This window comes from Poseidonocella sedimentorum (assembly GCF_900116005.1).
Classification (GTDB): domain Bacteria; phylum Pseudomonadota; class Alphaproteobacteria; order Rhodobacterales; family Rhodobacteraceae; genus Poseidonocella; species Poseidonocella sedimentorum.
Genome location: NZ_FOYI01000002.1, coordinates 34,897 through 55,318, shown reverse-complemented (window position 1 = coordinate 55,318; position 20,422 = coordinate 34,897). Strand labels below are relative to the sequence as shown.

The following is a 20,422-nucleotide window of genomic DNA, read 5'->3' as shown; positions in this document are numbered from 1 at the left end:
AAATCGAGGCAATGGACATCGGCGTTGTCATTCGGCAATCGCCGGGTGTGACCCGTTGGGCGAAGTGGGTTTGGCGCGCTGTGGCGCTTTTGCCCGGCGCCGGACCGGCGGATTGGCATGTCATGCGCCGCGAGGGCGAGGTGACCGAGTTTCACGCCGGCACGCGCCGCGTGGAGCTTTTTCGCAGCGATTGCGAAGCCTATGCCGAGAATCTCGCAACGCGTGAGCCCTCGCTCTTTGTCGTGATGCGCGAACCGCAGCCGGGCCAGCCCGGGGCCGGGCCGCTTGAGCTTACCCTCGTGACCGCGTCTCCCTTCGAGGCGCAGGATTATTGCGACAGCGGGGAAGAGATCGTCGAGAAAGTCCCGATGCCGCCCGTCGTGCGCGACTGGGTCGAGAATTTCGTGATGGCCCATGAGGCGTTCGAGCCGTTCAAGAAGCGGCGCCGGGACAAGCGGCGGATTGACCTTCGCGAAGACGGCATTGGCGATCCGCGCATCGCCCAGATCTCGGACGTCTATCGCTCGCCCACCCTGTTGCGTGCGGGCCAGAAGGGGCGCCTGCAATGAAGCAGGAGGGCGATTTCTGGTCACGCCGCAAGGCGCGGGTCCGGCAGGAGACCGAAGCAGAGGTTCGGCGCGAGACCGTCGCCGCCCATGACGCGGAGGTTGAGGCCGAAGAGCGCGCGCTGGAGGGCAAATCCGACGAGGAGGTGCTCGCGGAGCTCGACCTGCCCGATCCCGAGACGCTGACCAGCAGCGAGGAGTTGCGCGAATTCCTGACGGCCAAACTGCCCGGGCGGCTGCGGCGGCGGGCGATGCGGCGGCTCTGGCGGGTGAACCCCGTTCTGGCCAATCTCGACGGGCTCAATGACTATGACGAGGATTACCGCACGGCCGAGTTGATGGGCGATGCGGTCCGCACAAGTTACCGCGTCGGCGAGGGGCTTCTCGCCCATGTGAAGGCCTTGGCCGAACAGGCAGAGCGCGCCAGTTTGCCCGAAGCGGCCGCGGACGCGGATCTGGACGCGGGCGACACGGATGAAATTTTGGCGTATGCTCAAGGCGAGGCGGCCCAGGGCGACCCCGGCGACGCGGAGCCTGCGCCGCGCGCAGAAGTCGCGCCAACGGCAGAGCCCGACGCAGAGGTTGACGCGGAGCCAGACGCGCCCGCGCCGCGCCGCCGGACAATGCGCTTTACGTTCAACGATCCTGCCGCGCCAAGCGCCGCAGGGCAGGGATAGGGGGCGAGACGTTTCCATGAGCCAGCAGACCGCCAGCCCGATCATCGACGAAGAGGAGCGCCTCCGGGCGGATCTCTATAACTTTCTGGGCCTGCTGCTGTCGGCCCCGCCGGATCGGATGGTCCTCGATCAGACCGCCGGACTCTCGGGGGATGACAGCGCGCTTGGTCAGGCCATCACCGCGCTCGCCGGCAAGGCGCGTGGGCGCAGCCTCAAGGCGCTGCCGCGCGAGTTCAACGCGCTCTTCATCGGGCTCGGCCGGGGCGAGCTTCTGCCCTATGCCAGCTATTATCTCACCGGGTTCCTCAACGAAAAACCGCTCGCTCTCTTGCGGCGCGACATGGCCGCGCAGGGTATTAGCCGCGCGCCCAACGTGTTCGAGCCCGAAGACAACATCGCCTCGCTCATGGAAATGATGGCGGGGATGATCGTCGGCCGCTTCGGCGCGCCGGCAGGCGCGGAAGCGCAGAAGGCGTTTTTCGCCCGCCACATCGCCCCCTGGGCCGGCCATTTCTTCAAGGACCTGACCGACGCCCGCAATGCCGATTTCTATGCGGCGGTGGGCGAGGTTGGCCGGGTGTTCATGGAGATCGAGGCCGAGGGCTTTCGAATGATCGCGGAGACATCCGCACAAGGTGGCGCCACGCGCGCCGACAGCAGGGAAGGTATGCCGTCATGAAGGAGACACCGGAGAAATCCGCAAGCCGTCGAGATTTTCTCAAACTCGCATCGGTTTCGGCCCCCGCGGCCGTGGCCGCCGTTGCCGTCAGCGGAACGCAAGCCGAGGCAAGCGTGGTCGATCCCTCGTCCGACCGGATGCAGGACACCGAACACACACGCGCCTATTTCGAAACCGCGCGGTTCTGAGCGGACAAGTGATGCGACGCGCCCGGTTGCCGGGCGCCGAGACGATGAAACCCGTGCCGCGTGAGATACGCCGCAGACGACACCAAGCACGCGTTGCGCGCCAAGCGACGCAGGCCAGGGAGGACAGACAATGCTGAGAAAAAAGACATCCACCGCAACGCGGCGGCCTCAGCGGACCCGCATGCTCAACGACAGCGCCCGCACGACGGTTGACCGGCGCGCTTTCCTGCGCGGCTCGGGCCTCGCGATCGGCGGGCTTGCCGCGATCAGCGCCACCGGCGGGACCGTGACGCAAGCCACCGCCCAGACCGCGGCGGCCAACGCCGTCGAGACGATCAAGTCGGTCTGCACCCACTGCTCCGTAGGCTGCACCGTGGTGGCCGAAGTGTCGGACGGCGTCTGGATCGGGCAGGAGCCCGGCTGGGACAGCCCCTTCAACCTCGGCTCGCACTGCGCCAAGGGCGCCTCGGTCCGCGAGCACGCGCATGGCGAACGGCGTCTGAAATACCCGATGAAGATGGTCGGCGGCGAATGGGTCCGCGTCTCGTGGGATGAGGCGATCAACGAGATCGGCGACCAGATGCTCTCGATCCGCGAGGAAAGCGGGCCGGACAGCGTCTACTGGCTCGGCTCGGCCAAGCACTCCAACGAACAGGCCTATCTCTTCCGCAAATTCGCAGCCTACTGGGGCACGAACAACGTCGACCACCAGGCGCGGATCTGCCACTCGACCACCGTTGCGGGCGTTGCCAACACATGGGGCTACGGCGCCATGACCAACTCCTACAACGACATCCATAAATCCCGCGCGATCTTCATCATCGGCGGCAACCCGGCCGAGGCGCACCCGGTTTCTCTCCTGCACGTGCTGCGCGCCAAGGAGCAGAACAACGCGCCGCTCATCGTCTGCGACCCGCGCTTCACGCGCACCGCGGCCCATGCCGATGAATATGTGCGCTTCCGGCCCGGCTCGGATGTTGCGCTCGTCTGGGGCATCCTGTGGCACATTTTCCAGAACGGCTGGGAGGACAAGGAGTTCATCCGCACCCGCGTCTGGGGGATGGATCAGATCCGCGAAGAAGTCGCGAAATGGACGCCTGACGAGGTTGAGCGCGTGACCGGCACGCCGGGCAGCCAGCTCGAACGCGTCGCCCGGACGCTTGCCAACAACCGCCCCGGGACCGTGATCTGGTGTATGGGCGGGACCCAGCACACCAACGGCAACAACAACACTCGGGCCTACTGCATCCTGCAATTGGCGCTCGGCAACATGGGCACAGCCGGCGGCGGCACCAACATCTTCCGCGGCCATGACAACGTGCAGGGCGCGACGGACCTCGGCGTTCTCGCCGATACGCTGCCGGGCTACTACGGGCTTTCCGCCGGTTCCTGGGCCCACTGGGCGCGGGTCTGGGAAGAGGATCTCGACTGGCTGAAGGGTCGTTTCGCGACGCTCTCGGTCGAGGGGGCCGACGACAAGGACATGATGAATGTCACCGGCATCCCGGTGAGCCGTTGGATCGACGGGGTGCTGGAGGAACGCGAGAACCTCGAACAGCCCGACAACACCCGCGCCATGGTGCTCTGGGGCCACGCGCCCAACTCGCAGACGCGGATGAAGGAAATGAAGACGGCGATGGAGAAACTCGATCTCCTCGTGGTCGTCGATCCCTATCCCACCGTCTCGGCGGTGCTGCATGACCGAACGGACGGTGTCTACCTTCTGCCCGCGGCAACCCAGTTCGAAACGCGCGGGTCCGTGACCGCCTCCAACCGGTCGCTGCAGTGGCGCGATCAGGTGGTGGATCCGCTCTTCGAGAGCTTGCCGGATCATACGATCATCGCGAAATTCGCCCAGAAGTTCGGCTTTGAAGATCGCCTCTTCCGCAACATCGAAATGGATGGGGAGGAGCCCAACGTCGAAGACATCACCCGCGAGTTCAACCGCGGCATGTGGACGATCGGCTACACCGGCCAGAGCCCGGAACGGCTCAAGCTCCATATGGAAAACCAGCACACCTTCGACCGCACGACGCTGCGCGCGAATGGCGGTCCGGCCGATGGCGATTACTACGGTCTGCCCTGGCCGAGCTGGGGCACCGCCGGGATGAACCACCCCGGGACGGCCAACCTCTACGACATGTCGCTGCCCGTGGCCGAAGGCGGCCTGACCTTCCGCGCCCGGTTCGGCGTGGAGCGCGATGGCGACAATCTGCTGGCCGATGGGGTCTATTCCGTGGGCTCGGAAATCCAGGATGGCTATCCCGAATTCACCATGCAGATGCTCATCGATCTCGGCTGGGACAGCGATCTGACGGCCTATGAGCGGCGTATGATCGAATATGTCGCGGGCTACATCGACGAGCGGCCGAGCACGGCAACGGAAGTCGGCGAGCAGTCGCAGACCGGGCCTTATCCGTCCGATTATGTCGATCGCGTCGGCGGCGTGAACTGGAAGACCGACCTCTCGGGCGGGATCCAGCGGGTCGCGATCGCCCATGGGTGCGCGCCCTTCGGCAACGCCAAGGCCCGCGCCGTGGTCTGGACCTTCCCCGATCCGGTGCCGGTCCACCGCGAGCCGCTCTACTCCAACCGTCGCGATCTGGTTGCGGATTATCCGACTTACGAGGACAAGACCTTCTGGCGCGTGCCGACGCTCTATGCCTCGATCCAGAAGAACGACTTCAGCGAAGAGTACCCGATGATCCTGACCTCCGGGCGGCTTGTCGAATACGAGGGCGGGGGCGATGAGACGCGCTCCAACCCGTGGCTGGCCGAATTGCAGCAGGACATGTTCGTCGAGATCAACCCGCGCGATGCCAACAACCTCGGCGTCCGCGACGGGGCGCAAGTCTGGGTCGAAGGGCCCGAGGGCGGCAAGGTCAAGGTCATGGCGATGGTGACCGAGCGCGTGGGCGCGGGCGTGGCCTTCATGCCCTTCCACTTCGGCGGCCATTTCGAAGGGGCGGATCTGAGGTCCAAATATCCTGACGGGGCGGATCCGTATGTCTTGGGTGAATCGACCAACACCGCCCAGACCTACGGCTACGATTCGGTCACCCAGATGCAGGAGACCAAAGCCACTCTCTGCAAGATCATGCCAGCGTAAGGAGGAGATAGAACATGGCACGAGCTAAATTTCTCTGCGACGCCGAACGCTGCATCGAATGCAATGCCTGCGTGACGGCCTGTAAAAACGAGCACGAGGTGCCTTGGGGCATCAACCGGCGCCGGGTGGTAACCATCGAGGATGGCAAGCCCGGCGAGCGGTCGATCTCGGTCGCCTGCATGCACTGCTCCGACGCGCCTTGTATGGCGGTCTGCCCGGTGGACTGTTTCTACCAGACCGCCGACGGCGTGGTGCTTCACTCGAAGGACCTCTGCATCGGTTGCGGCTACTGCTTCTACGCCTGCCCCTTCGGCGCGCCGCAGTATCCGCAAGCGGGCAACTTCGGCTCACGCGGCAAGATGGACAAATGCACCTTCTGCGCCGGCGGCCCCGAGGAGAACCACTCTTCGGCGGAGTTCGCCAAATACGGCCGCAACCGGATCGCGGAAGGCAAGCTGCCGATCTGCGCCGAGATGTGCTCCACCAAAGCGCTGCTCGCCGGCGACGGCGATGTCGTCTCGGCGATCTACCGCGAACGCGTTGTCGCCCGCGGCTTCGGCTCCGGCGCCTGGGGCTGGGGCACCGCCTATGACCAGAAGGGCGGCTGACCGCCGCGACCCTTGAAGAGACCGGGGCGGCACCTCTGTCGCCCCGATCCCGCCCGGACCGGTCGTCGCCATACGCCATCGACCCGACCCCTTTGACCTTCCCCCGGAGAACGTCATGATCCGCCATGTCCTCGCCCTGATGCTCACCGTCCTGTTCGCAGCGCCCCTCGCGACGGGCCTTGCCGCGCAAGACGCCGACCTGCCCCCGATCGACCGGACAGACACCGGCGGAGCCACGACGTTGGAGGACATCCTGCGGCGGCAGGAAGGGCTCGAAGTGGATGACAGCTATCGCCGCGAATTCGGCGACGAAGACGCGCCACCCTCCGACTATGCTCCCGGCCTCGGTACGCTCGGGGGCCAATCCGACGCCGATCTCTGGCGCGGCATGCGTTACAACGCCCTCGACATCACCACCCAGGCGCGCGGGCCCGCTGCCGATGTGCTCATTCAGGACGGCGGCATGGCCTGGCTCCAGTTCCGCGAGGGGCCGCTCGCACGATACGGCGCGCTCCTCCTCGGCGGGACGATCGTCCTGCTCGCGGTCTTCTACCTCATTCGCGGGCGCATTCGCATCGAGGGCGAAAAAACCGGCCGGACGGTCAAGCGTTTCGGCGCCTTCGAGCGGTTCTCCCACTGGGTGCTCGCCGGTTCCTTCATCCTGCTCGCCCTGACCGGGCTGCTCTCGCTCTTTGGCCGCAAGGTCCTCATCCCGCTCTTCGGCCATGAGGCGTTTTCGACGCTCGCCATCGCCAGCAAGTGGATCCACAACAACGTCTCCTGGGCCTTCATGGTCGCGCTGCTGTCGATTTTCATCCTCTGGGTGATCCACAATATCCCCAACAGGACGGACCTCGCCTGGATCCGCCAGGGCGGCGGTTTCATCGGCCACGGTCATCCGCCGGCCAAGAAATTCAACTTCGGTCAAAAGATCATCTTCTGGTCCGTAATTCTCTTCGGCGCCTCGATTTCCGTCTCCGGCCTCTCGCTGCTCTTCCCGTTCGAGTTTCCCATGTTCGCGGCGACCTTCGAAAAGGCCAACGCCTTCGGGCTGCCCGCGCTCTTCGGGATGGACCCGTTGCCGACCGTTCTCGCGCCGCATCAGGAAATGCAGCTGTCCCAACTTTGGCATGCGATCGTCGGCTTTGTCCTCATGGCGATCATCATCGCGCATATCTACATCGGGACCCTCGGCATGGAGGGGGCCTTCGACGCGATGGGCAGTGGCGAGGTCGAGGAACAATGGGCGCGCGAACACCACAGCTTGTGGCTCGAAGAGGTCAAGCAAACCGAAGCGGCGACGGGCGAAAGGGCCGCCACACCCGCCGAATGATCCGCGCGGCGCTGCTCTTCTGCGTCGTCGCCGGCCCCTTGGCGGCGGAGGGCTTTCAGACGCTCAAGGGCCATGGCGGCCCGATCATGGACATCGCCGTGCACGGCCCCTCCGACCAGATCGCGAGTGCGAGTTTCGACAATTCGGTTGGCCTCTGGCAGGGGGGCGTGCCCCGTTGGCTGGAGGCGCACGACGCTGCAGTCATGAGCGCGGCCTGGATCGATGAGCGCCGCCTCGTCACCGGCGGAGACGACTTTTCCCTGCGACTCTGGGATCTCGGATCGGACCGGCCGCTTCGAATGGATGGCCACGCGGGCAAGGTTGCTTCGGTCGCGGTTTCCCCGAGCGGCGCGCGGATCGCCTCGGCAAGCTGGGATGGGCGGATCGGGCTCTGGACCAGAGGCGGCGTGTTGCAGGGGTACCTTGAGGACCACGACGGCGCAGTGAACGACGTGGCCTTCACGCCGGACGGCGCGGGGCTCTACTCGGTCTCGGCGGATGGCACGCTGCGCCACTGGTCCCTCGCGACCGGCGACGCGCGGGTGATCCTGAGTAACGGCTTCGGGATCAACACGCTCGCGCTGCCGGTCTCCGGCAACTGGCTCGCCTTCGGCGCGGTCGACGGGGTGACCAAGGTGATCGATCCGGTCTCCGGGGCCGTCCTTGCGGACATGACGCTCGACCGACGCCCGATCCTCGCGATGGCGCTGAACCCGGATGAGACCCGTCTTGCAGTGGGCGACGGGGACGGTTTCATCATGGTTCTCGACACCGCCACCTGGCGCGTTGTTCACGACTTCCGCGCGGCCCTCCGCGGCCCGATCTGGGCTCTCGGTTGGGCGGAGGGGGGCGAGGCCCTGCTCGCAGCGGGGATCGAGGATGTCATCTATTCCTGGCCGCTGACCGGGCTCGACGCGTTCGAACCGGACGCCCCCGAGGAACAGTCCTTCCTGCGCGATCCGGACAGCATGGGAAACGGCGAGCGGCAGTTCATGCGCAAATGCTCGATCTGCCATGAGGTGACGCCCGGCCCCTCCCGCCGCGCGGGGCCGTCGCTGCATGCGCTTTTCGGGCGTCCGGCCGCGAGTGTGCCGGGCTATACCTACTCCCAGACGTTGCTGGACTCCGGCATCATCTGGTCGGAAGAGACCATCGACGGGCTGTTCGATCTCGGTCCGGAACACTATATTCCAGGGTCGAAGATGCCGATGCAAAGGATCGTCGAACGGTCGGATCGTGCTGACCTGATCGACTATCTCAAACGCGCCACGCGGCCAGAGGAGAACTGAGATGAAAGCAATGTTGGGGGCCTTCGTTGCCATTGCCGTGATTGGCGTGATCGCCGGATTGGGCCTGCATGAAATTGGCTTCAGCAGCGCCGAACAGGGCAGCAGCGACGCGGTGCGGCTCGGCGACGAGGGCTAGGCGCGATACGCAAAAACGCCAGCGTGAAGCGAACAAGCCAGCCCGAACGGGCTGGCTTGCGCGCGGTTTAGCTGGGCTCGGGCCTAGAAGTCGGCCCAGGCCTCTTCGCTGTCGTTCATGTGGAACTCTTGCACCGGGGCGCCATTCGCCACCTGTTTGACAGGGGCCGTATGCGAGACCGCGTGGGGCACATGGGCAGAGACCGCGGCGACGGGCGTGCTCGTGGGGCTTGTCCAGTTCACCGTGAAGCCGCCAAGTGCCTGTTTCAGCTCGGTTGTCTCGTTCGACAGCACCGAGATCGCAGCGGCGGTTTCCTCGAAGGTGCCCACGTTGTGCTGCGTCACCGAGTCGAGCTGGTTCATCGCTTCGCTGATCTGCGACAAGCCCTCGGATTGCTCGTTGCTACTGGTCGCGATGCCACCCACATGATCGGAAATCTGCGATACCGAACCCGCGATTTCGTTCAGCGCATCACCGGCGCGGCGGACGAGTTGGACGCCATTCTCAACGTCGACGCGGGATTTCTGGATCACGTCCGAAATCTCTTTCGCCGCCTTGGATGACCGTTGCGCAAGCTCGCGCACCTCCGATGCGACCACCGCGAAGCCGCGGCCACTGTCACCGGCCCGCGCCGCCTCGACCCCGGCGTTGAGGGCCAGGAGGTTGGTCTGGAAGGCGATGTCGTCGATCACGCTGACGATCTGGGAGATGCGTTGCGACGAGGCTTCGATCTTGCCCACGGCGTCGATGGCTTGCTCCACGACCTGCTCGGAGTTTTCCGCATCCGACCGGGCGCTCGCGACGAGCCGTTCGGCTTCGCGCGCCCCATCGGCGGCGGTTGTTACCGCAGCGGAGATCTGGGTGATCGCCGCGACGGATTCGGCCAGCGTCGAGGCCTGTTTCTCGGTGCGCTCGGAGAGGTTCGTGGAACTTTCCGAGATGCTGGAAATCTCGCCGTTGATGTTTTCCGCGCGCTCATTGATCGAGATCACGGTGTTTTCGATGAGCGAAATGGCTTCGTTGAAGTCTGAGCGCAGGGTTTCGTAGTCCGGCGCGAAGGGCTCGTCGATCCGCACCGTGAAGTCACCGCGGGAAAGGTTTTCGAGCCCCTTGCGGATCCCGCTCACGGCGGTGGCCTGCTCGCTTTGCATCTTCTCGGCGCGGGCGTTGGACGCGTCGAGCGCGCGGGTGGCTGCGGTCACGTCACGGCCGGTGGCCACGATGCGGAAGACCTTGCCCGAGGCATCTTTCACCGCGCAAAGCGCGCCGTCGATGATCTTCGACTCGCCAGCACCGCCTGCGAATTCAAAGCGACCGAAGAGCGATTCGCCGGATCCGAGCCGCGACATGACGTCCGCCCCGGAGGCGCCTTCGAAGCTCGCGATGTCGCTGAGGCCGGAGTTGGAGCGGCTGCCCATGACATCGGCGTAGTTGCTGTTGCTTTCAATGAAAGCGCCGGTCTCGTCAAAGGCCGCGCGGACGTTTTCGGCGTCCATGGCTTCGAAGATCGATGCGTTGATCCGGGCCTCGGTGATGTCGGCGATTTCGATGACCATGCCCGCAATTTCGCCCTCGGGCGTCCGCACGGTATTGATCTCGGTCGCGAGGCTGACGCCGTTTTCGACCACCTCGGAGCGAGAGTGTTCCTGCCCGGACGCTGCATTGATCACGCCGTCGAAGGAGGAACTGAGCGAGGCGAATTTCATGCCGACAAGGGCATTGGCATCGGCCAGAAGGCCGAGCTTTTCTCCCAAAAGGGCCGCAGCGGCGGGGTTCGAGGCTTCGACCGTGCCTTCGGTGTCGAGCATGACCATCGCGGCGGAAGAATTCTGGAAGCCGGCGCCCTTGCGGATCGCATCCGCGCTTGCGGCTTCAGCGGCCTGAAGATCAAGCCGGAAGGCGTCAAGCTGGCGCGCAATGCCCCCGATTTCATCCCCGCGGCCGGTGAGCGGAACCTCCGTTCCAAGATCGCCCTCCCCGACTGAGTGCATTGCGGCACCGACACGGGTGAGAGGCTTGGAAATCATGATCCGCAGCAGAACCGCCGATCCGACGAGGGCCGCAGTCAGGATGATCGCCGCGATGATGCCGGAGCGCTGAAGATCCCCGGCAATAATGGTGAGCATCGGCTCTGTGGTGGCCACGATCGCGACCGCGCCGAGGGCGTCGCCGTCCCCGACTTTCACCGGATAGGCCACGGTCTGACGGTCAGCACTGCTTTGGCGCTCGCCTGCGGCCACGGCAGCCTGAGCGAGGGCGGCGGCTTCCTGTGCCGCGGGCGTGTCGATCGCGCCCGCGCTGGCGACCACCGCACCCGAGGAATCCACGCCGAGAAGCGCAGTGAAACTGCCATTCGATTTCTTGAGCGTATCTTCCAGCAGGGGCACAACGGTGTCATGCTTGCCGAACCGGAAGGCGCCGGACACCTGCCCGGCGAGCAGGCCGGCGACCTTGTTGGCGAGCTGTTCCGAGCCGAGATGGGCCACATCACGGGCAGTATTTCTCGCCTGATAGGAAAGAGACACAGCTATGAGCGCAGCCGTTAACGCAATCAGGGCTGTGCATTTTACAAATACGGACTTGAAAACCGATGATTTTGCTTGGGACGTACTCATATCCGGTGCCTCTCTCTCAATGGTGCGCGTCGATCAGAAGAGCGCTTCGGCGTTCAGGCCGACCGTCAGCGCGCCGACTGGCATATTGGTGGCCGGATCATTGATCGGGATCGAAACCTGAGCCTGGAACGTCTGGCTGCTTTCGTCGAATTCGACGGCGCCGATGTGGACCGCGTCGGGGCCGACATCGTAGGTTTCGGAATGCTTGGCCTCGTCACCCTGCCAGTAGTCGGACGTGGTGCCCGATGCGGCGACATTGAGCCCGACGCTGTCCATCAGGAACACCTCGGTCACGACACCGCCGGACTGTTCGATGACCCCGCGCAGGAAGTCCGCCGCGGAGTTGTTGAGCACCTGATTGATGATTTCGGAATTGCCGTTGCCGACCTCATTGCGCCAGGTGTTGTCGAGCTCGAGGATCTCGGGTTCGCTCAGGCCGGACGTCTTGGCGTTTTGCGCCTGAATCGCGCTTACGAGAATCGACTCGCCCGACCATTGGCGGATTTCGTTCTCAAGGTAGCCGCGCAGTGCGGGCTCGAAGTCATTGGCATGCGCATGGCCAGCCACAGTCACAGCTGCCGCAAGCGCGGCGATGCAAAGTTTGATCTTCATGATGTTCATCTCCTACCTCGTGCGGGACACCAACGCCCTCCTGGCACGTAGCAGTGGACGTTAGGGCAGAGGTCTTAGGGGAGAGTGAATACCTAAAATTGTCTAAATTTTGCGGGCGCTGGCCTCAGGCGAAGAGGCCCCGGCGCAAGAGGTTCATCCCTGCGATGAGCAGGACCAGCAGGGTCGCGCGGCGGAATGTGTCCTGATCGATTCGATCCTGCAGCTTGCGGCCCACATACATGCCGACCAGCGCCGGGAGGATCATGACGATCGAGAGCGGCGCGGTTTTCGCGGTGAGCACGCCGGAGCCGATGTGGGCAAAGACGAGGGCGATGGCGCCGAGCCCGTAGATGACGCCCTGGGTCCGGATGTGTTCGCGCTTTTCGGTGTTGAGCGCGGAGAGATAGGCCACGGTCGGCGGGCCCCAGACGCCCGACAGGCCACCGATGAACCCGGCGAAGGCGCCGACGATGGCCTCGATCGTCGGCGTCGCGCGGCGCAAGACGAGCGGAACGCCCGCAAGCTGCAGCGCGGCGAAGAGAATGATCGGAACGGCGATGAAGAGCAGCAGCAGGTTCTGGGGCAGAAGGCTCACAAGCTGGGCCGCGAGGAGGAGCATGACGAGGCCCATCAGCAGGAAAATGCGGAAGCGTTTTGCCGTCTGGACGAAGGCGCGCCAGCCCTCGCCGAAGGCCTGCAGCAGGTTCGTCACCAGGGTCGGGCCGATCAGTGCGGCAAGGGCAAGCTCAGGCGCCATTACACTAGAAAGCCCAGAAATCATGATCATAGGCATCGCGAAGCCGACCAGCCCCTTGATCACACCCGCGAAGAGCGCGACCCCAAGCGCGATGAGCAGGGCGAGGGGGCTGAGAAGATCGGCGAGGATATCCATAGGGCGGTTATGGCGATGCGGTGGGGGCTTGTCGAGGTGGTGGTTCGAACTGGCGCTACGGATTTCTTAAGGTAATATCCAGCAAATAATTGTGCAAAAATCGTATTTATGTTGCGCTGCAACTGCGAAGGCCTTATTGCCTTTGGTGGGATTTCGAGGAGAGCGACATGGCGCAGGATGGGGCCGCTGGCACGCAGATCAACATGAGCGGGCTGTTGGAGATGACCGGGCAGGCGATCGCACCGGCGGCGGCGTCTTTGGAGGCGGCCCGCAGCGCGCTTCGTGATCTGGTGAGCGAAGGCGGGCGGGTAACTTCGCGCGGGGTGGAGCGGCATCAAAGCGCGTCGCACGGCGTGGCGTGGCTTGCGACCTATGTGGAGGCTCTGCGGCAGCTTCACGCCTGGGCCCAGCGGCTCGATGAAGCGGGCAGATTCTCGGAGATGGAGGCGCTGATTCTCCAGATCGGGTTCGGAGAATATCTGGCGCAGATCGCGGGCGGTATCGCCATGAACCAGACGGAGATCTTCCGGCTGTCAGAGCTTGGACTCGATGCCAGTGAATTGCACGAAGGCGCCGCAGGGGCGCTTGTTCGGTCTGGCAATTCGCAAGAGGCCCGCACCCGATTGGCCGAGTTGATGGTCGAACGCGCGGCGGAAATTACCCCCGGCGCGACGGGGCTTGATGACGAGCTTGAGATGATTCGCGCGCAATTTCGCCGCTATGCACTGGAGCGGATCGAACCGCAGGCCCACGACTGGCACCTCAAGGACGAGTTGATTCCGATGGAAATCATCGACGAGCTCGCCGAAATGGGGGTTTTTGGCCTTACGATTCCGGAAGAGCTGGGCGGGCTTGGACTGTCCAAGGCGGCGATGTGTGTGGTCTCGGAGGAGCTCTCGCGCGGGTATATCGGCGTGGGCTCGCTCGGGACGCGCTCGGAAATCGCGGCCGAGCTGATCCTCTGCGGCGGGACGGAGGCGCAGAAGACTGCGTGGCTGCCGAAGATCGCGGCGGCGGAGATTTTGCCGACGGCGGTGTTTACCGAGCCGAATACCGGTTCGGATCTTGGCGCGTTGCGCACGCGCGCGGTTCGCGATGGTGAGGATTGGCGCGTGACGGGCAACAAGACCTGGATCACCCACGCGTCGCGCGCCCATGTGATGACCCTTCTTGCGCGAACCGACCCGGAGAGCACGGACCACCGGGGGCTGAGCATGTTTCTCGCCGAGAAAATGCCGGGCACCGATGCCGATCCCTTTCCGACCGAGGGCATGACCGGCGGCGAGATCGAGGTTCTGGGCTATCGCGGCATGAAGGAATTCGAGCTCGGTTTCGACAATTTCCGCGTTGCGGGCGACAACTTGCTTGGCGGTGAGGAAGGCAAGGGGTTCAAGCAGCTCATGGAGACGTTTGAGTCGGCCCGGATCCAGACGGCGGCGCGGGCGATCGGCGTGGCGCAATCGGCGCTGGATGTCTCATTGCAATATGCGCTGGACCGGAAACAGTTCGGGCAAAGCCTCATTCATTTTCCACGTGTGTCGAACAAACTCGCGATGATGGCCGTCGAGATCATGATCGCGCGACAACTCACCTATTTCTCGGCCTGGGAAAAGGACAATGGCCACCGCTGCGATCTCGAAGCGGGCATGGCCAAGCTTTTAGGCGCGCGCGTTGCCTGGGCCGCGGCCGACAACGGTTTGCAGATTCATGGGGGGAACGGGTTCGCACTGGAATATCGCATTTCGCGAATCCTGTGCGATGCCCGCATTCTCAACATCTTCGAAGGCGCGGCGGAAATTCAGGCGCAGGTCATCGCCCGACGCCTGCTTGCGTGACGGGCCCGTCAGAAGTTGAAGTTCACACCAAGCGAAATGTAGGGCAGCACGCCGAAATCTTCGAGATCATCGTTGATGTCCGCGATTTCGGCCTCGTAGTCTTCGCGATCAGCCGCGGCGAGGCTTTCCTGGCCCTTTGACGAAATTTCCAGCGCGGTGAGGCGCGCGCCCAGTTCGACCGCGACGCCCCAGGTGTCACCAAAGCTATGGGCGTAGCCGAGGGCGAGGGCCGGGGCGACAGAGCGTTGCTGCTCGACGGTGATCTCGAAATCGCCCGAATAGGTATCGCCGTCAAATTCCGGGTCGGTGACCTCGCCGCTGAGGGAGTAGCCGCCGAAATGCACCCCGCCGGAGACGCGGAACCCGCCTTGCCACGGGTGGTAGTCGGCCATCAGGCCGAGCGAATTCACCGAGATCTCGCCGTCGACATCGTTCCCGTCCATATCGAAGCTGTCCGACAGGCTGCCCATGTAGAGCGGTGCGCGGACGCGCAGGCTGGGGGAAATCTCGGCGCTCGGAGCGGCGAAGATCCCAAGCGTGGAGACGCCGGATTCCAGTGTGAAATTGCCCGCCGCCTGTGCGTTGGCCCCGGAGGCAAGGAAAAGGGCGGCGAGGGTGATGGAAAGCCGTTTCATGAGAAGTCTCCGGTACGTGAGTCGCGTGTGGTTGTCTGCGAGCCACAGTGCTGCCTCGCGGATTAACAAAGGGCTAAAACAGGCCCCTATTTGGCCACTGTTTTCTAACCCGGTTTCAACGGTGCCGCGCCAGGCGATCGAGGAGCCGCGCGCGGGCCTGGGGCAGGGGTTTGTGCGCGAGCCCGGCGGCGAGGTGATGCTGAAGAAAATGGCCGGTGACGGCGAGCCCCTCGCGGATGTCCCCGGGCGATCCGTCGCCCTCGCCGCGCAGGCTGGCAGGGAGCGGGAGCAGACGGGCGGCCCAGTCCCCGGCCCCGGCGGCCGAAACGGCGCGACCGGTGCGGGGAGAGACGTAAATCAGTGGGCCAGAGACCCCGGTCACGGCGCAGGCGCTGAGGTCGAGCCCGAAGCCGAGATCCTCCAGCAGCGCCATTTCCCAACGAAGATAACCGCTTAGCCAGGTATCCGCCTCCGCGATCATGTCGAGCAGGGCGACGGAGGCATCATAGAGCCCCGGGTGTGGATCGCGTTCGGGCAGCGCAAAGGACAGCAGCGCCACGACCGACGACATGCCCGAGAGCGCCAGAGGATCGCCAAGCGCGCCCGCGCGGCTGCGGACCGGCTCGACGGTGAACGCTCCGATGTGATCCTCCAGCCGGGCCTTCCACGTCAGGTCAAGCTGCGCGCCGGGTTGGAGCACCGGCGACAGGCGCCGCCCCGCGCCGCCGCGGACCACGCCCACGTGCCGTCCGTGCGCGGCGGTCATCACCTCGAGGATCGCCGCCGATTCCCCGTGGCGGCGGGTCGCCAGAACGATGCCTTGCTCGCGCCATTCCACGGCCGCTGCCTCCGGGGTGTTGCAAAGGTATGAAGAGCCTAGCTCGCCAGCCCGTCTTGATCCAGCAGGTGCCGGCCCTGGCGGTCTTCCACCTCGATCACCCAAAGATCGGGATCGAAGGAGCGCTGTTTGGCGGCGGCGGTATCAACATCCGGCTCGCCGCCCTCCGCGAGCGTGATCCACTTGCGTTCGCCGGTCATGAGATCGAAGGAGCGTTGGAAGAGCGTGGCCTTGCCGTCAAGCGTTGCGAGCTTGATGAGGACGGCGCCGGCCGTGTCGTCGCCATGGGCGGTCACGAAGGCGGGGATGTTCTCCAGCCGGAGCCGCGCGAGATAGGCATCGACCCAAAACCGCGTCGTGAGCCGGGCCATCAGCGGCGCGCCCGCAGCCCGGCGCGCCGGTCAATCATTGCCATCGCGGAAATCGAGGCCCATCTGCTCGTAGCGCTCTCTTTCGTCGAGCCATTTCTCGCGGACGCGGACCTGACAGAAAAGATGCACGCGCCGCCCGAGGAAGGTCTCAAGTTCTTCGCGCGCGGCCGTGCTCACCGCCTTGATCGTCTCGCCCTTGTTGCCGAGCACGATGCCCTTGTGGCCTTGGCGCGTGACATAGATGATCTGATCGATGCGGGCCGAGCCATCCTTGCGCTCCTCCCACGCCTCGGTTTCGACGGTGAGCTGATAGGGCAGTTCCTGATGCAGCCGCAGGGTCAGCTTCTCGCGGGTCATCTCGGCGGCGATCATACGCATCGGCAGATCCGCGATCTGATCCTCCGGATAGAGCCACGGGCTTTCGGGCAAGGTTTCGGCCAGCCAGCCGCGCAGATCGTCGACGCCATAGCCCTTTTCGGCGGAGATCATGAAGGTCTTGGCGAAATCGAAGGCCTCGTTGAGCTCTTGGGTCAGCGACAGCAGGACATCGCTCTTGACCCGGTCGATCTTGTTGATCGCGAGCGCCACGGGCCGGCCGTGGACGACCTCGCCGAGCCCCTCCAGGATCCGCCGGACGCCATCGGTGATGCCACGGTGCGCCTCGATCAGCAGGACGATGATATCGGCGTCAGCGGCCCCGCCCCAGGCAGCGGCAACCATCGCGCGGTCAAGCCGGCGGCGCGGCTGGAAGAGGCCGGGGGTGTCGACGAAGACGAGCTGGCTCTCGCCCTCCATCGCCACGCCGCGAATGCGCGCGCGCGTCGTCTGGACCTTGTGGGTCACGATAGAGACCTTCGCGCCCACCATCCGGTTGAGCAGCGTGGACTTGCCCGCGTTGGGTTCGCCGATGAGCGCAATGAAGCCGGCGCGTGTTGTCATGTCTGGATGCCCTTGATGCAAGTCAGCCCCTCTAGCCGATTGAGCGGCGGCTGGCCAGAGAAATCAAGTCTTGGACACTCAAGCCTTGGGCGGGGTGAGCCGGGCAAGCAGGGCCTTGGCGGCGGCCTGTTCGGCGAGGCGCTTGGATCCGGCCTTGGCCTCCTCGCGCTCGCCGGTGATCAGTTCGGCGGCGATGGTGAAGTCGGGGGCGTGATCCGGGCCGCTGCGCGCGACCTGAAGGTACTTCGGCGGGGGCAGGCCCCGCGCCTGGGCCCATTCCTGCAGCGAGGTCTTGGGATCGCGGGCGTCTTCCTCGACCTGGGCCACGCGCGGGCCCCAGAGCCGGAGGATCAGATCGCGTGCCGGAGCAAAGCCGCCATCAAGATAGACCGCGGCGATCACCGCCTCCATCGCGTCGCCCAGAAGCGCGAGCTTGCGCCGACCGCCCGAGAGCATTTCGGAGCGCCCCAGCTTGAGCACCTCGCCAAGCTCGATCTGCCGCGCCACGTCGGCACAGGCCTCCTTGCGGACCAGCGCGTTGAACCGCGGGGCGAGCTGCCCTTCGGAGGCGGTTTCATCCTCGGCCAGCAGGGTCTCGGCCATCACCAGCCCGAGCACCCGGTCGCCGAGGAATTCGAGCCGCTGGTTGTCCTCGCGGGAGGGCGAGCTCATGGAGGGGTGCGTCAATGCGCGGATCAGGAGCTCCGGCGTCTGGAAGCGATAGCCGATCCGCGTCTCGAACGCGCGCATCTCCGCCGAAAGCTTCACTAGATCGCCTTGAAGAACCGGTCGCCGCGCCAGGTCCAGAAATGCAGCAGAGAACGCCCGGCGGAGGAGAAGACCACCCGGTCCGCGCGGCCGACAATATCCTTGAGCGGCACGAACCCGACGCCGCCGAGGTTCTGCGGCACGCGGCTGTCGGTGGAATTGTCGCGGTTGTCACCCATGAAGAAGAAATGCCCCTCGGGCACGGTGTAGACGCCGGTGTCGTCCAGCGCCTGTTCGCCGATGTCGAGCGTGGCATAGCTCACCCCGTTGGGCAGGGTTTCGATCGTGCGCGGCTTGACGCATTCGCCGCCCTCACCGACCGCCCCGTTGGCGCAGCGCGGGCGCAGCCCTTGCGGCCCCTGCGCCTCATAGGTTTCGCGGAAAAGCCCGTCGTCCTGTTGCGGCACGGCATCGCCGTTGAGGAACAGCTGGCCGCCCTGCATCTGGACGGTATCGCCGGGCAGGCCGATCAGGCGTTTGATGAAATCGCGCCCGGTGACCGGATGGCGGAAGACCACCACGTCGCCGCGTTCGGGCATCCGGCCCAGCAGACGGTCTTCCTTTTCGGTGGCAAAGCCGCAGAAGTCATCCGCGCCGATATCGATCCCGAGCCCGGGCGCGATGATCGAAGGGCAGGAGGCATAGGAATAGCCATAGGCCATCTTGTTGACGAAGAGGAAATCCCCGATCAGCAGCGTGTCTTTCATCGAGCCCGAGGGGATCCAGAACGGCTGGAAGAAAAACGTGCGGAATATGCCCGCGATCAGGAGCGCGTAGACGATGGTCTTGATGGTCTCGACGACGCTGCTCATTGCGCTCTTTGACTTTTCGGCCATGTGGGGAGGGGCTTTCCGGCAATTTCGGTCCCGCGCTACATGAGCGGGCGAGGCGGCTCTGTCAAGTTACCACCGCGTGAGCGCGGCCTCATCCTCGTCGCGCGCGGCGACCCAATCGGCCCCTGCGGCGGTACGCTCCTTTTTCCAGAAGGGGGCGCGGGATTTGAGGTAGTCCATCAGAAACTCGGCCGCGGCAAAGGCATCGCCCCGGTGGCGCGCGGCGGTGGCGACCATCATGATCGTCTCACCAGGGGTAAGGCGACCATGGCGGTGGATCACCAGCACATCGCCGAGCGCCCAGCGGGCCTGCGCCTCTCGCGCAATCGCCTCGATCGCGCGTTCGGTCATGCCCGGATAGTGCTCGATCATCATCTCCAGCAGCGGCGCATCACCGGTATCGCGCACGATGCCGGAAAAGGTCACGATTGCGCCCATGTCGGTGCGGCCCGCCGCGAATTCCCGCGCCTCGCCGGCGAAGTCGAACGGGGCGTCCTGAACCGAGACGCGCATCGCTCAGCCCCCGGTCATCGGCGGGAAGAAGGCCACCTCGCGCACGCCGTCCAGCGGCGCGTCGAACTCGGCCAGCTCCTGATCCAGCGCGACCCGCAGAGCCGAGATATCGGCAAAGGCCGCGGCATAGCGTTCCTCCCGCGCGCGCAGCTCCTCGACCAGCGCGGCAACGGTGGCGGCCGAGGTCTCGACCCGCTCCTTCGGCAGGCCGATCCGCTCGCGCACCCAGGCGAAATAGAGAACGTCGATCATCATCAGTCCCTCAGGTGGGGCAGGGCCTTGCGGAAATAATCCCAGCCGGTGATGAGCGTAAGCGCCGCAGCGATCCAGAGCAGCGCCATGCCCAGACGGCCCGACCAGATCATCCCGGTGTATTTCCAGCGCAGGCCCTGAAGATCCTCCAGCTTGCCCGCCACCACATCCGCGATCATCTCGCCGCTCATCCCCCAGGAGGACATGACGAGGTAATGCTCGAAGACCCCTTGGGCAAAGAGCACCGCGATCGCGACCATCTGGGCCGTGGTCTTCCACTTGGCGAGGCTGGTGACCTTGAGCGTCCCGGCGGTGGTGCCGAGAAATTCGCGCATGCCCGCAACGAACACCTCGCGGAAGGCGATGACCGTGGCGGGCAAGACGAGCCACGGCGACATCGAGGAATAGCCCACGATGACCAGCAGCGCGATCATCACCATGGCCTTGTCGGCGATGGGATCGAGCATCGCGCCGAGGCGGCTTTCCTGTTTCCAGCTCCGCGCGAGATAGCCATCGAACCAATCGGTCACCGCCGCTCCGACAAAGAGCAGGAGCGCGAACCAATCGGCATAGGGCCGCGTGAAATAGAGAAACATCACAGCCACGGCCGGGGCCGCAAGCAGCCGCAGCGTCGTGAGCATATTTGGGATCGTCATGGTCATCGAGCGGGTTCTACCGCGCCCGGGAGGGGACGGGAAGAGCTTTGCCACGAGGGCGGCGGATTTCGCCGATCC

The 20,422-nt window shown here is 64.9% G+C and carries 22 protein-coding genes; 10 read left to right on the top strand and 12 right to left on the bottom strand.

Annotated features, from left to right (window positions below; genetic code table 11):
* Positions 1-11 precede the first annotated feature (11 nt).
* The 9 genes from BM353_RS03215 (at position 12) to BM353_RS17150 (ending at position 8,585) form a co-directional block, all read left to right on the top strand.
* Positions 12-569, top strand: a complete 558-nt coding sequence (locus BM353_RS03215) for a DUF3305 domain-containing protein (RefSeq protein WP_092077497.1) — start codon at positions 12-14, stop codon at positions 567-569.
* Positions 566-1,243 carry a DUF3306 domain-containing protein gene (locus BM353_RS03210; protein WP_092076596.1) on the top strand — a complete coding sequence of 226 codons (678 nt, stop codon included), beginning with the start codon at positions 566-568 and terminating at the stop codon, positions 1,241-1,243. The genes BM353_RS03215 and BM353_RS03210 overlap by 4 nt, the downstream gene beginning before the upstream one ends.
* 16 nt (positions 1,244-1,259) lie before the next feature.
* Positions 1,260-1,922, top strand: coding sequence for a TorD/DmsD family molecular chaperone (locus BM353_RS03205; protein WP_092076594.1), 663 nt, complete (start codon positions 1,260-1,262; stop codon positions 1,920-1,922).
* The gene (locus tag BM353_RS03200; RefSeq protein ID WP_092076592.1) at positions 1,919-2,110 is read left to right on the top strand and encodes a ubiquinol-cytochrome c reductase iron-sulfur subunit N-terminal domain-containing protein; all 192 of its coding nucleotides are present in this window, start codon (positions 1,919-1,921) and stop codon (positions 2,108-2,110) included. Before BM353_RS03205 ends, BM353_RS03200 begins: the two co-directional genes overlap by 4 nt.
* A gap of 130 nt (positions 2,111-2,240) precedes the next feature.
* Positions 2,241-5,219: a formate dehydrogenase subunit alpha gene (locus BM353_RS03195; protein ID WP_092076590.1), complete on the top strand. Its 2,979-nt coding sequence runs from the start codon at positions 2,241-2,243 to the stop codon at positions 5,217-5,219.
* Between the two features lie 14 nt (positions 5,220-5,233).
* Entirely contained in the window at positions 5,234-5,827 is a 594-nt protein-coding gene (gene fdh3B, locus BM353_RS03190) for a formate dehydrogenase FDH3 subunit beta (protein ID WP_092076588.1), read from the top strand.
* A 115-nt stretch (positions 5,828-5,942) separates the two neighbouring features.
* Entirely contained in the window at positions 5,943-7,160 is a 1,218-nt protein-coding gene (locus BM353_RS03185) for a formate dehydrogenase subunit gamma (protein ID WP_092076586.1), read from the top strand.
* On the top strand, positions 7,157-8,449 hold the full coding sequence (locus tag BM353_RS03180; protein ID WP_092076583.1) for a c-type cytochrome: 1,293 nt from the start codon (positions 7,157-7,159) through the stop codon (positions 8,447-8,449). Before BM353_RS03185 ends, BM353_RS03180 begins: the two co-directional genes overlap by 4 nt.
* A 1-nt stretch (position 8,450) precedes the next feature.
* Positions 8,451-8,585, top strand: coding sequence for a hypothetical protein (locus tag BM353_RS17150; RefSeq protein WP_281248103.1), 135 nt, complete (start codon positions 8,451-8,453; stop codon positions 8,583-8,585).
* A gap of 83 nt (positions 8,586-8,668) precedes the next feature.
* Here BM353_RS17150 and BM353_RS03175 read toward each other — a convergent pair whose 3' ends face one another.
* The 3 genes from BM353_RS03175 to BM353_RS03165 form a co-directional block, all read right to left on the bottom strand.
* On the bottom strand, positions 8,669-11,071 hold the full coding sequence (locus tag BM353_RS03175; protein WP_177220443.1) for a methyl-accepting chemotaxis protein: 2,403 nt from the start codon (positions 11,069-11,071) through the stop codon (positions 8,669-8,671).
* A 162-nt stretch (positions 11,072-11,233) separates the two neighbouring features.
* On the bottom strand, positions 11,234-11,812 hold the full coding sequence (locus BM353_RS03170; protein WP_092077495.1) for a hypothetical protein: 579 nt from the start codon (positions 11,810-11,812) through the stop codon (positions 11,234-11,236).
* Positions 11,813-11,936: 124 nt separating this feature from the next.
* Entirely contained in the window at positions 11,937-12,704 is a 768-nt protein-coding gene (locus tag BM353_RS03165) for a sulfite exporter TauE/SafE family protein (RefSeq protein ID WP_092076578.1), read from the bottom strand.
* A 167-nt stretch (positions 12,705-12,871) separates the two neighbouring features.
* Here BM353_RS03165 and BM353_RS03160 point away from each other — a divergent pair, with 167 nt between their 5' ends.
* A complete protein-coding gene (locus BM353_RS03160) occupies positions 12,872-14,539 on the top strand; it encodes an acyl-CoA dehydrogenase family protein (protein WP_092076576.1) in 1,668 nt (555 codons plus the stop codon).
* Positions 14,540-14,547: 8 nt separating this feature from the next.
* Here the strand turns inward: BM353_RS03160 and BM353_RS03155 are convergent, their stop codons facing one another.
* From BM353_RS03155 to pgsA, 9 genes are all read right to left on the bottom strand, one after another.
* On the bottom strand, positions 14,548-15,174 hold the full coding sequence (locus tag BM353_RS03155) for an autotransporter domain-containing protein (protein WP_092076574.1): 627 nt from the start codon (positions 15,172-15,174) through the stop codon (positions 14,548-14,550).
* Between the two features lie 115 nt (positions 15,175-15,289).
* On the bottom strand, positions 15,290-16,012 hold the full coding sequence (recO, locus tag BM353_RS03150) for a DNA repair protein RecO (RefSeq protein WP_092076572.1): 723 nt from the start codon (positions 16,010-16,012) through the stop codon (positions 15,290-15,292).
* Positions 16,013-16,050: 38 nt separating this feature from the next.
* On the bottom strand, positions 16,051-16,383 hold the full coding sequence (locus tag BM353_RS03145; protein ID WP_092076570.1) for a DUF1491 family protein: 333 nt from the start codon (positions 16,381-16,383) through the stop codon (positions 16,051-16,053).
* Between the two features lie 30 nt (positions 16,384-16,413).
* Positions 16,414-17,322, bottom strand: a complete 909-nt coding sequence (gene era, locus BM353_RS03140) for a GTPase Era (RefSeq protein ID WP_092076568.1) — start codon at positions 17,320-17,322, stop codon at positions 16,414-16,416.
* A gap of 78 nt (positions 17,323-17,400) precedes the next feature.
* The gene (rnc, locus tag BM353_RS03135) at positions 17,401-18,090 is read right to left on the bottom strand and encodes a ribonuclease III (RefSeq protein WP_092076566.1); all 690 of its coding nucleotides are present in this window, start codon (positions 18,088-18,090) and stop codon (positions 17,401-17,403) included.
* Positions 18,090-18,926, bottom strand: coding sequence for a signal peptidase I (gene lepB / locus BM353_RS03130; protein WP_092076564.1), 837 nt, complete (start codon positions 18,924-18,926; stop codon positions 18,090-18,092). The genes rnc and lepB overlap by 1 nt, the downstream gene beginning before the upstream one ends.
* 66 nt (positions 18,927-18,992) lie before the next feature.
* Positions 18,993-19,436, bottom strand: a complete 444-nt coding sequence (locus tag BM353_RS03125; protein ID WP_092076562.1) for a molybdenum cofactor biosynthesis protein MoaE — start codon at positions 19,434-19,436, stop codon at positions 18,993-18,995.
* A 3-nt stretch (positions 19,437-19,439) separates the two neighbouring features.
* Entirely contained in the window at positions 19,440-19,688 is a 249-nt protein-coding gene (gene moaD, locus BM353_RS03120) for a molybdopterin converting factor subunit 1 (RefSeq protein ID WP_092077493.1), read from the bottom strand.
* A gap of 2 nt (positions 19,689-19,690) precedes the next feature.
* The gene (gene pgsA / locus BM353_RS03115) at positions 19,691-20,350 is read right to left on the bottom strand and encodes a CDP-diacylglycerol--glycerol-3-phosphate 3-phosphatidyltransferase (protein ID WP_092076560.1); all 660 of its coding nucleotides are present in this window, start codon (positions 20,348-20,350) and stop codon (positions 19,691-19,693) included.
* Positions 20,351-20,422 lie beyond the last annotated feature (72 nt).

Bases quoted from the DNA above. Each gene is read 5' to 3' on its own strand.
- BM353_RS17150 (WP_281248103.1), top strand. From the start codon at position 8,451: ATGAAAGCAATGTTGGGGGCCTTCGTTGCCATTGCCGTGATTGGCGTG.
- BM353_RS03145 (WP_092076570.1), bottom strand. From the start codon at position 16,383: ATGGCCCGGCTCACGACGCGGTTTTGGGTCGATGCCTATCTCGCGCGG.
- BM353_RS03170 (WP_092077495.1), bottom strand. From the start codon at position 11,812: ATGAAGATCAAACTTTGCATCGCCGCGCTTGCGGCAGCTGTGACTGTG.
- BM353_RS03180 (WP_092076583.1), top strand. From the start codon at position 7,157: ATGATCCGCGCGGCGCTGCTCTTCTGCGTCGTCGCCGGCCCCTTGGCG.
- moaD (WP_092077493.1), bottom strand. From the start codon at position 19,688: ATGATCGACGTTCTCTATTTCGCCTGGGTGCGCGAGCGGATCGGCCTG.
- BM353_RS03215 (WP_092077497.1), top strand. From the start codon at position 12: ATGGACATCGGCGTTGTCATTCGGCAATCGCCGGGTGTGACCCGTTGG.
- BM353_RS03200 (WP_092076592.1), top strand. From the start codon at position 1,919: ATGAAGGAGACACCGGAGAAATCCGCAAGCCGTCGAGATTTTCTCAAA.
- lepB (WP_092076564.1), bottom strand. From the start codon at position 18,926: ATGGCCGAAAAGTCAAAGAGCGCAATGAGCAGCGTCGTCGAGACCATC.
- BM353_RS03165 (WP_092076578.1), bottom strand. From the start codon at position 12,704: ATGGATATCCTCGCCGATCTTCTCAGCCCCCTCGCCCTGCTCATCGCG.
- BM353_RS03155 (WP_092076574.1), bottom strand. From the start codon at position 15,174: ATGAAACGGCTTTCCATCACCCTCGCCGCCCTTTTCCTTGCCTCCGGG.
- BM353_RS03185 (WP_092076586.1), top strand. From the start codon at position 5,943: ATGATCCGCCATGTCCTCGCCCTGATGCTCACCGTCCTGTTCGCAGCG.
- BM353_RS03160 (WP_092076576.1), top strand. From the start codon at position 12,872: ATGGCGCAGGATGGGGCCGCTGGCACGCAGATCAACATGAGCGGGCTG.
- pgsA (WP_092076560.1), bottom strand. From the start codon at position 20,350: ATGACCATGACGATCCCAAATATGCTCACGACGCTGCGGCTGCTTGCG.
- BM353_RS03210 (WP_092076596.1), top strand. From the start codon at position 566: ATGAAGCAGGAGGGCGATTTCTGGTCACGCCGCAAGGCGCGGGTCCGG.
- fdh3B (WP_092076588.1), top strand. From the start codon at position 5,234: ATGGCACGAGCTAAATTTCTCTGCGACGCCGAACGCTGCATCGAATGC.
- BM353_RS03125 (WP_092076562.1), bottom strand. From the start codon at position 19,436: ATGCGCGTCTCGGTTCAGGACGCCCCGTTCGACTTCGCCGGCGAGGCG.
- era (WP_092076568.1), bottom strand. From the start codon at position 17,322: ATGACAACACGCGCCGGCTTCATTGCGCTCATCGGCGAACCCAACGCG.
- BM353_RS03205 (WP_092076594.1), top strand. From the start codon at position 1,260: ATGAGCCAGCAGACCGCCAGCCCGATCATCGACGAAGAGGAGCGCCTC.
- BM353_RS03195 (WP_092076590.1), top strand. From the start codon at position 2,241: ATGCTGAGAAAAAAGACATCCACCGCAACGCGGCGGCCTCAGCGGACC.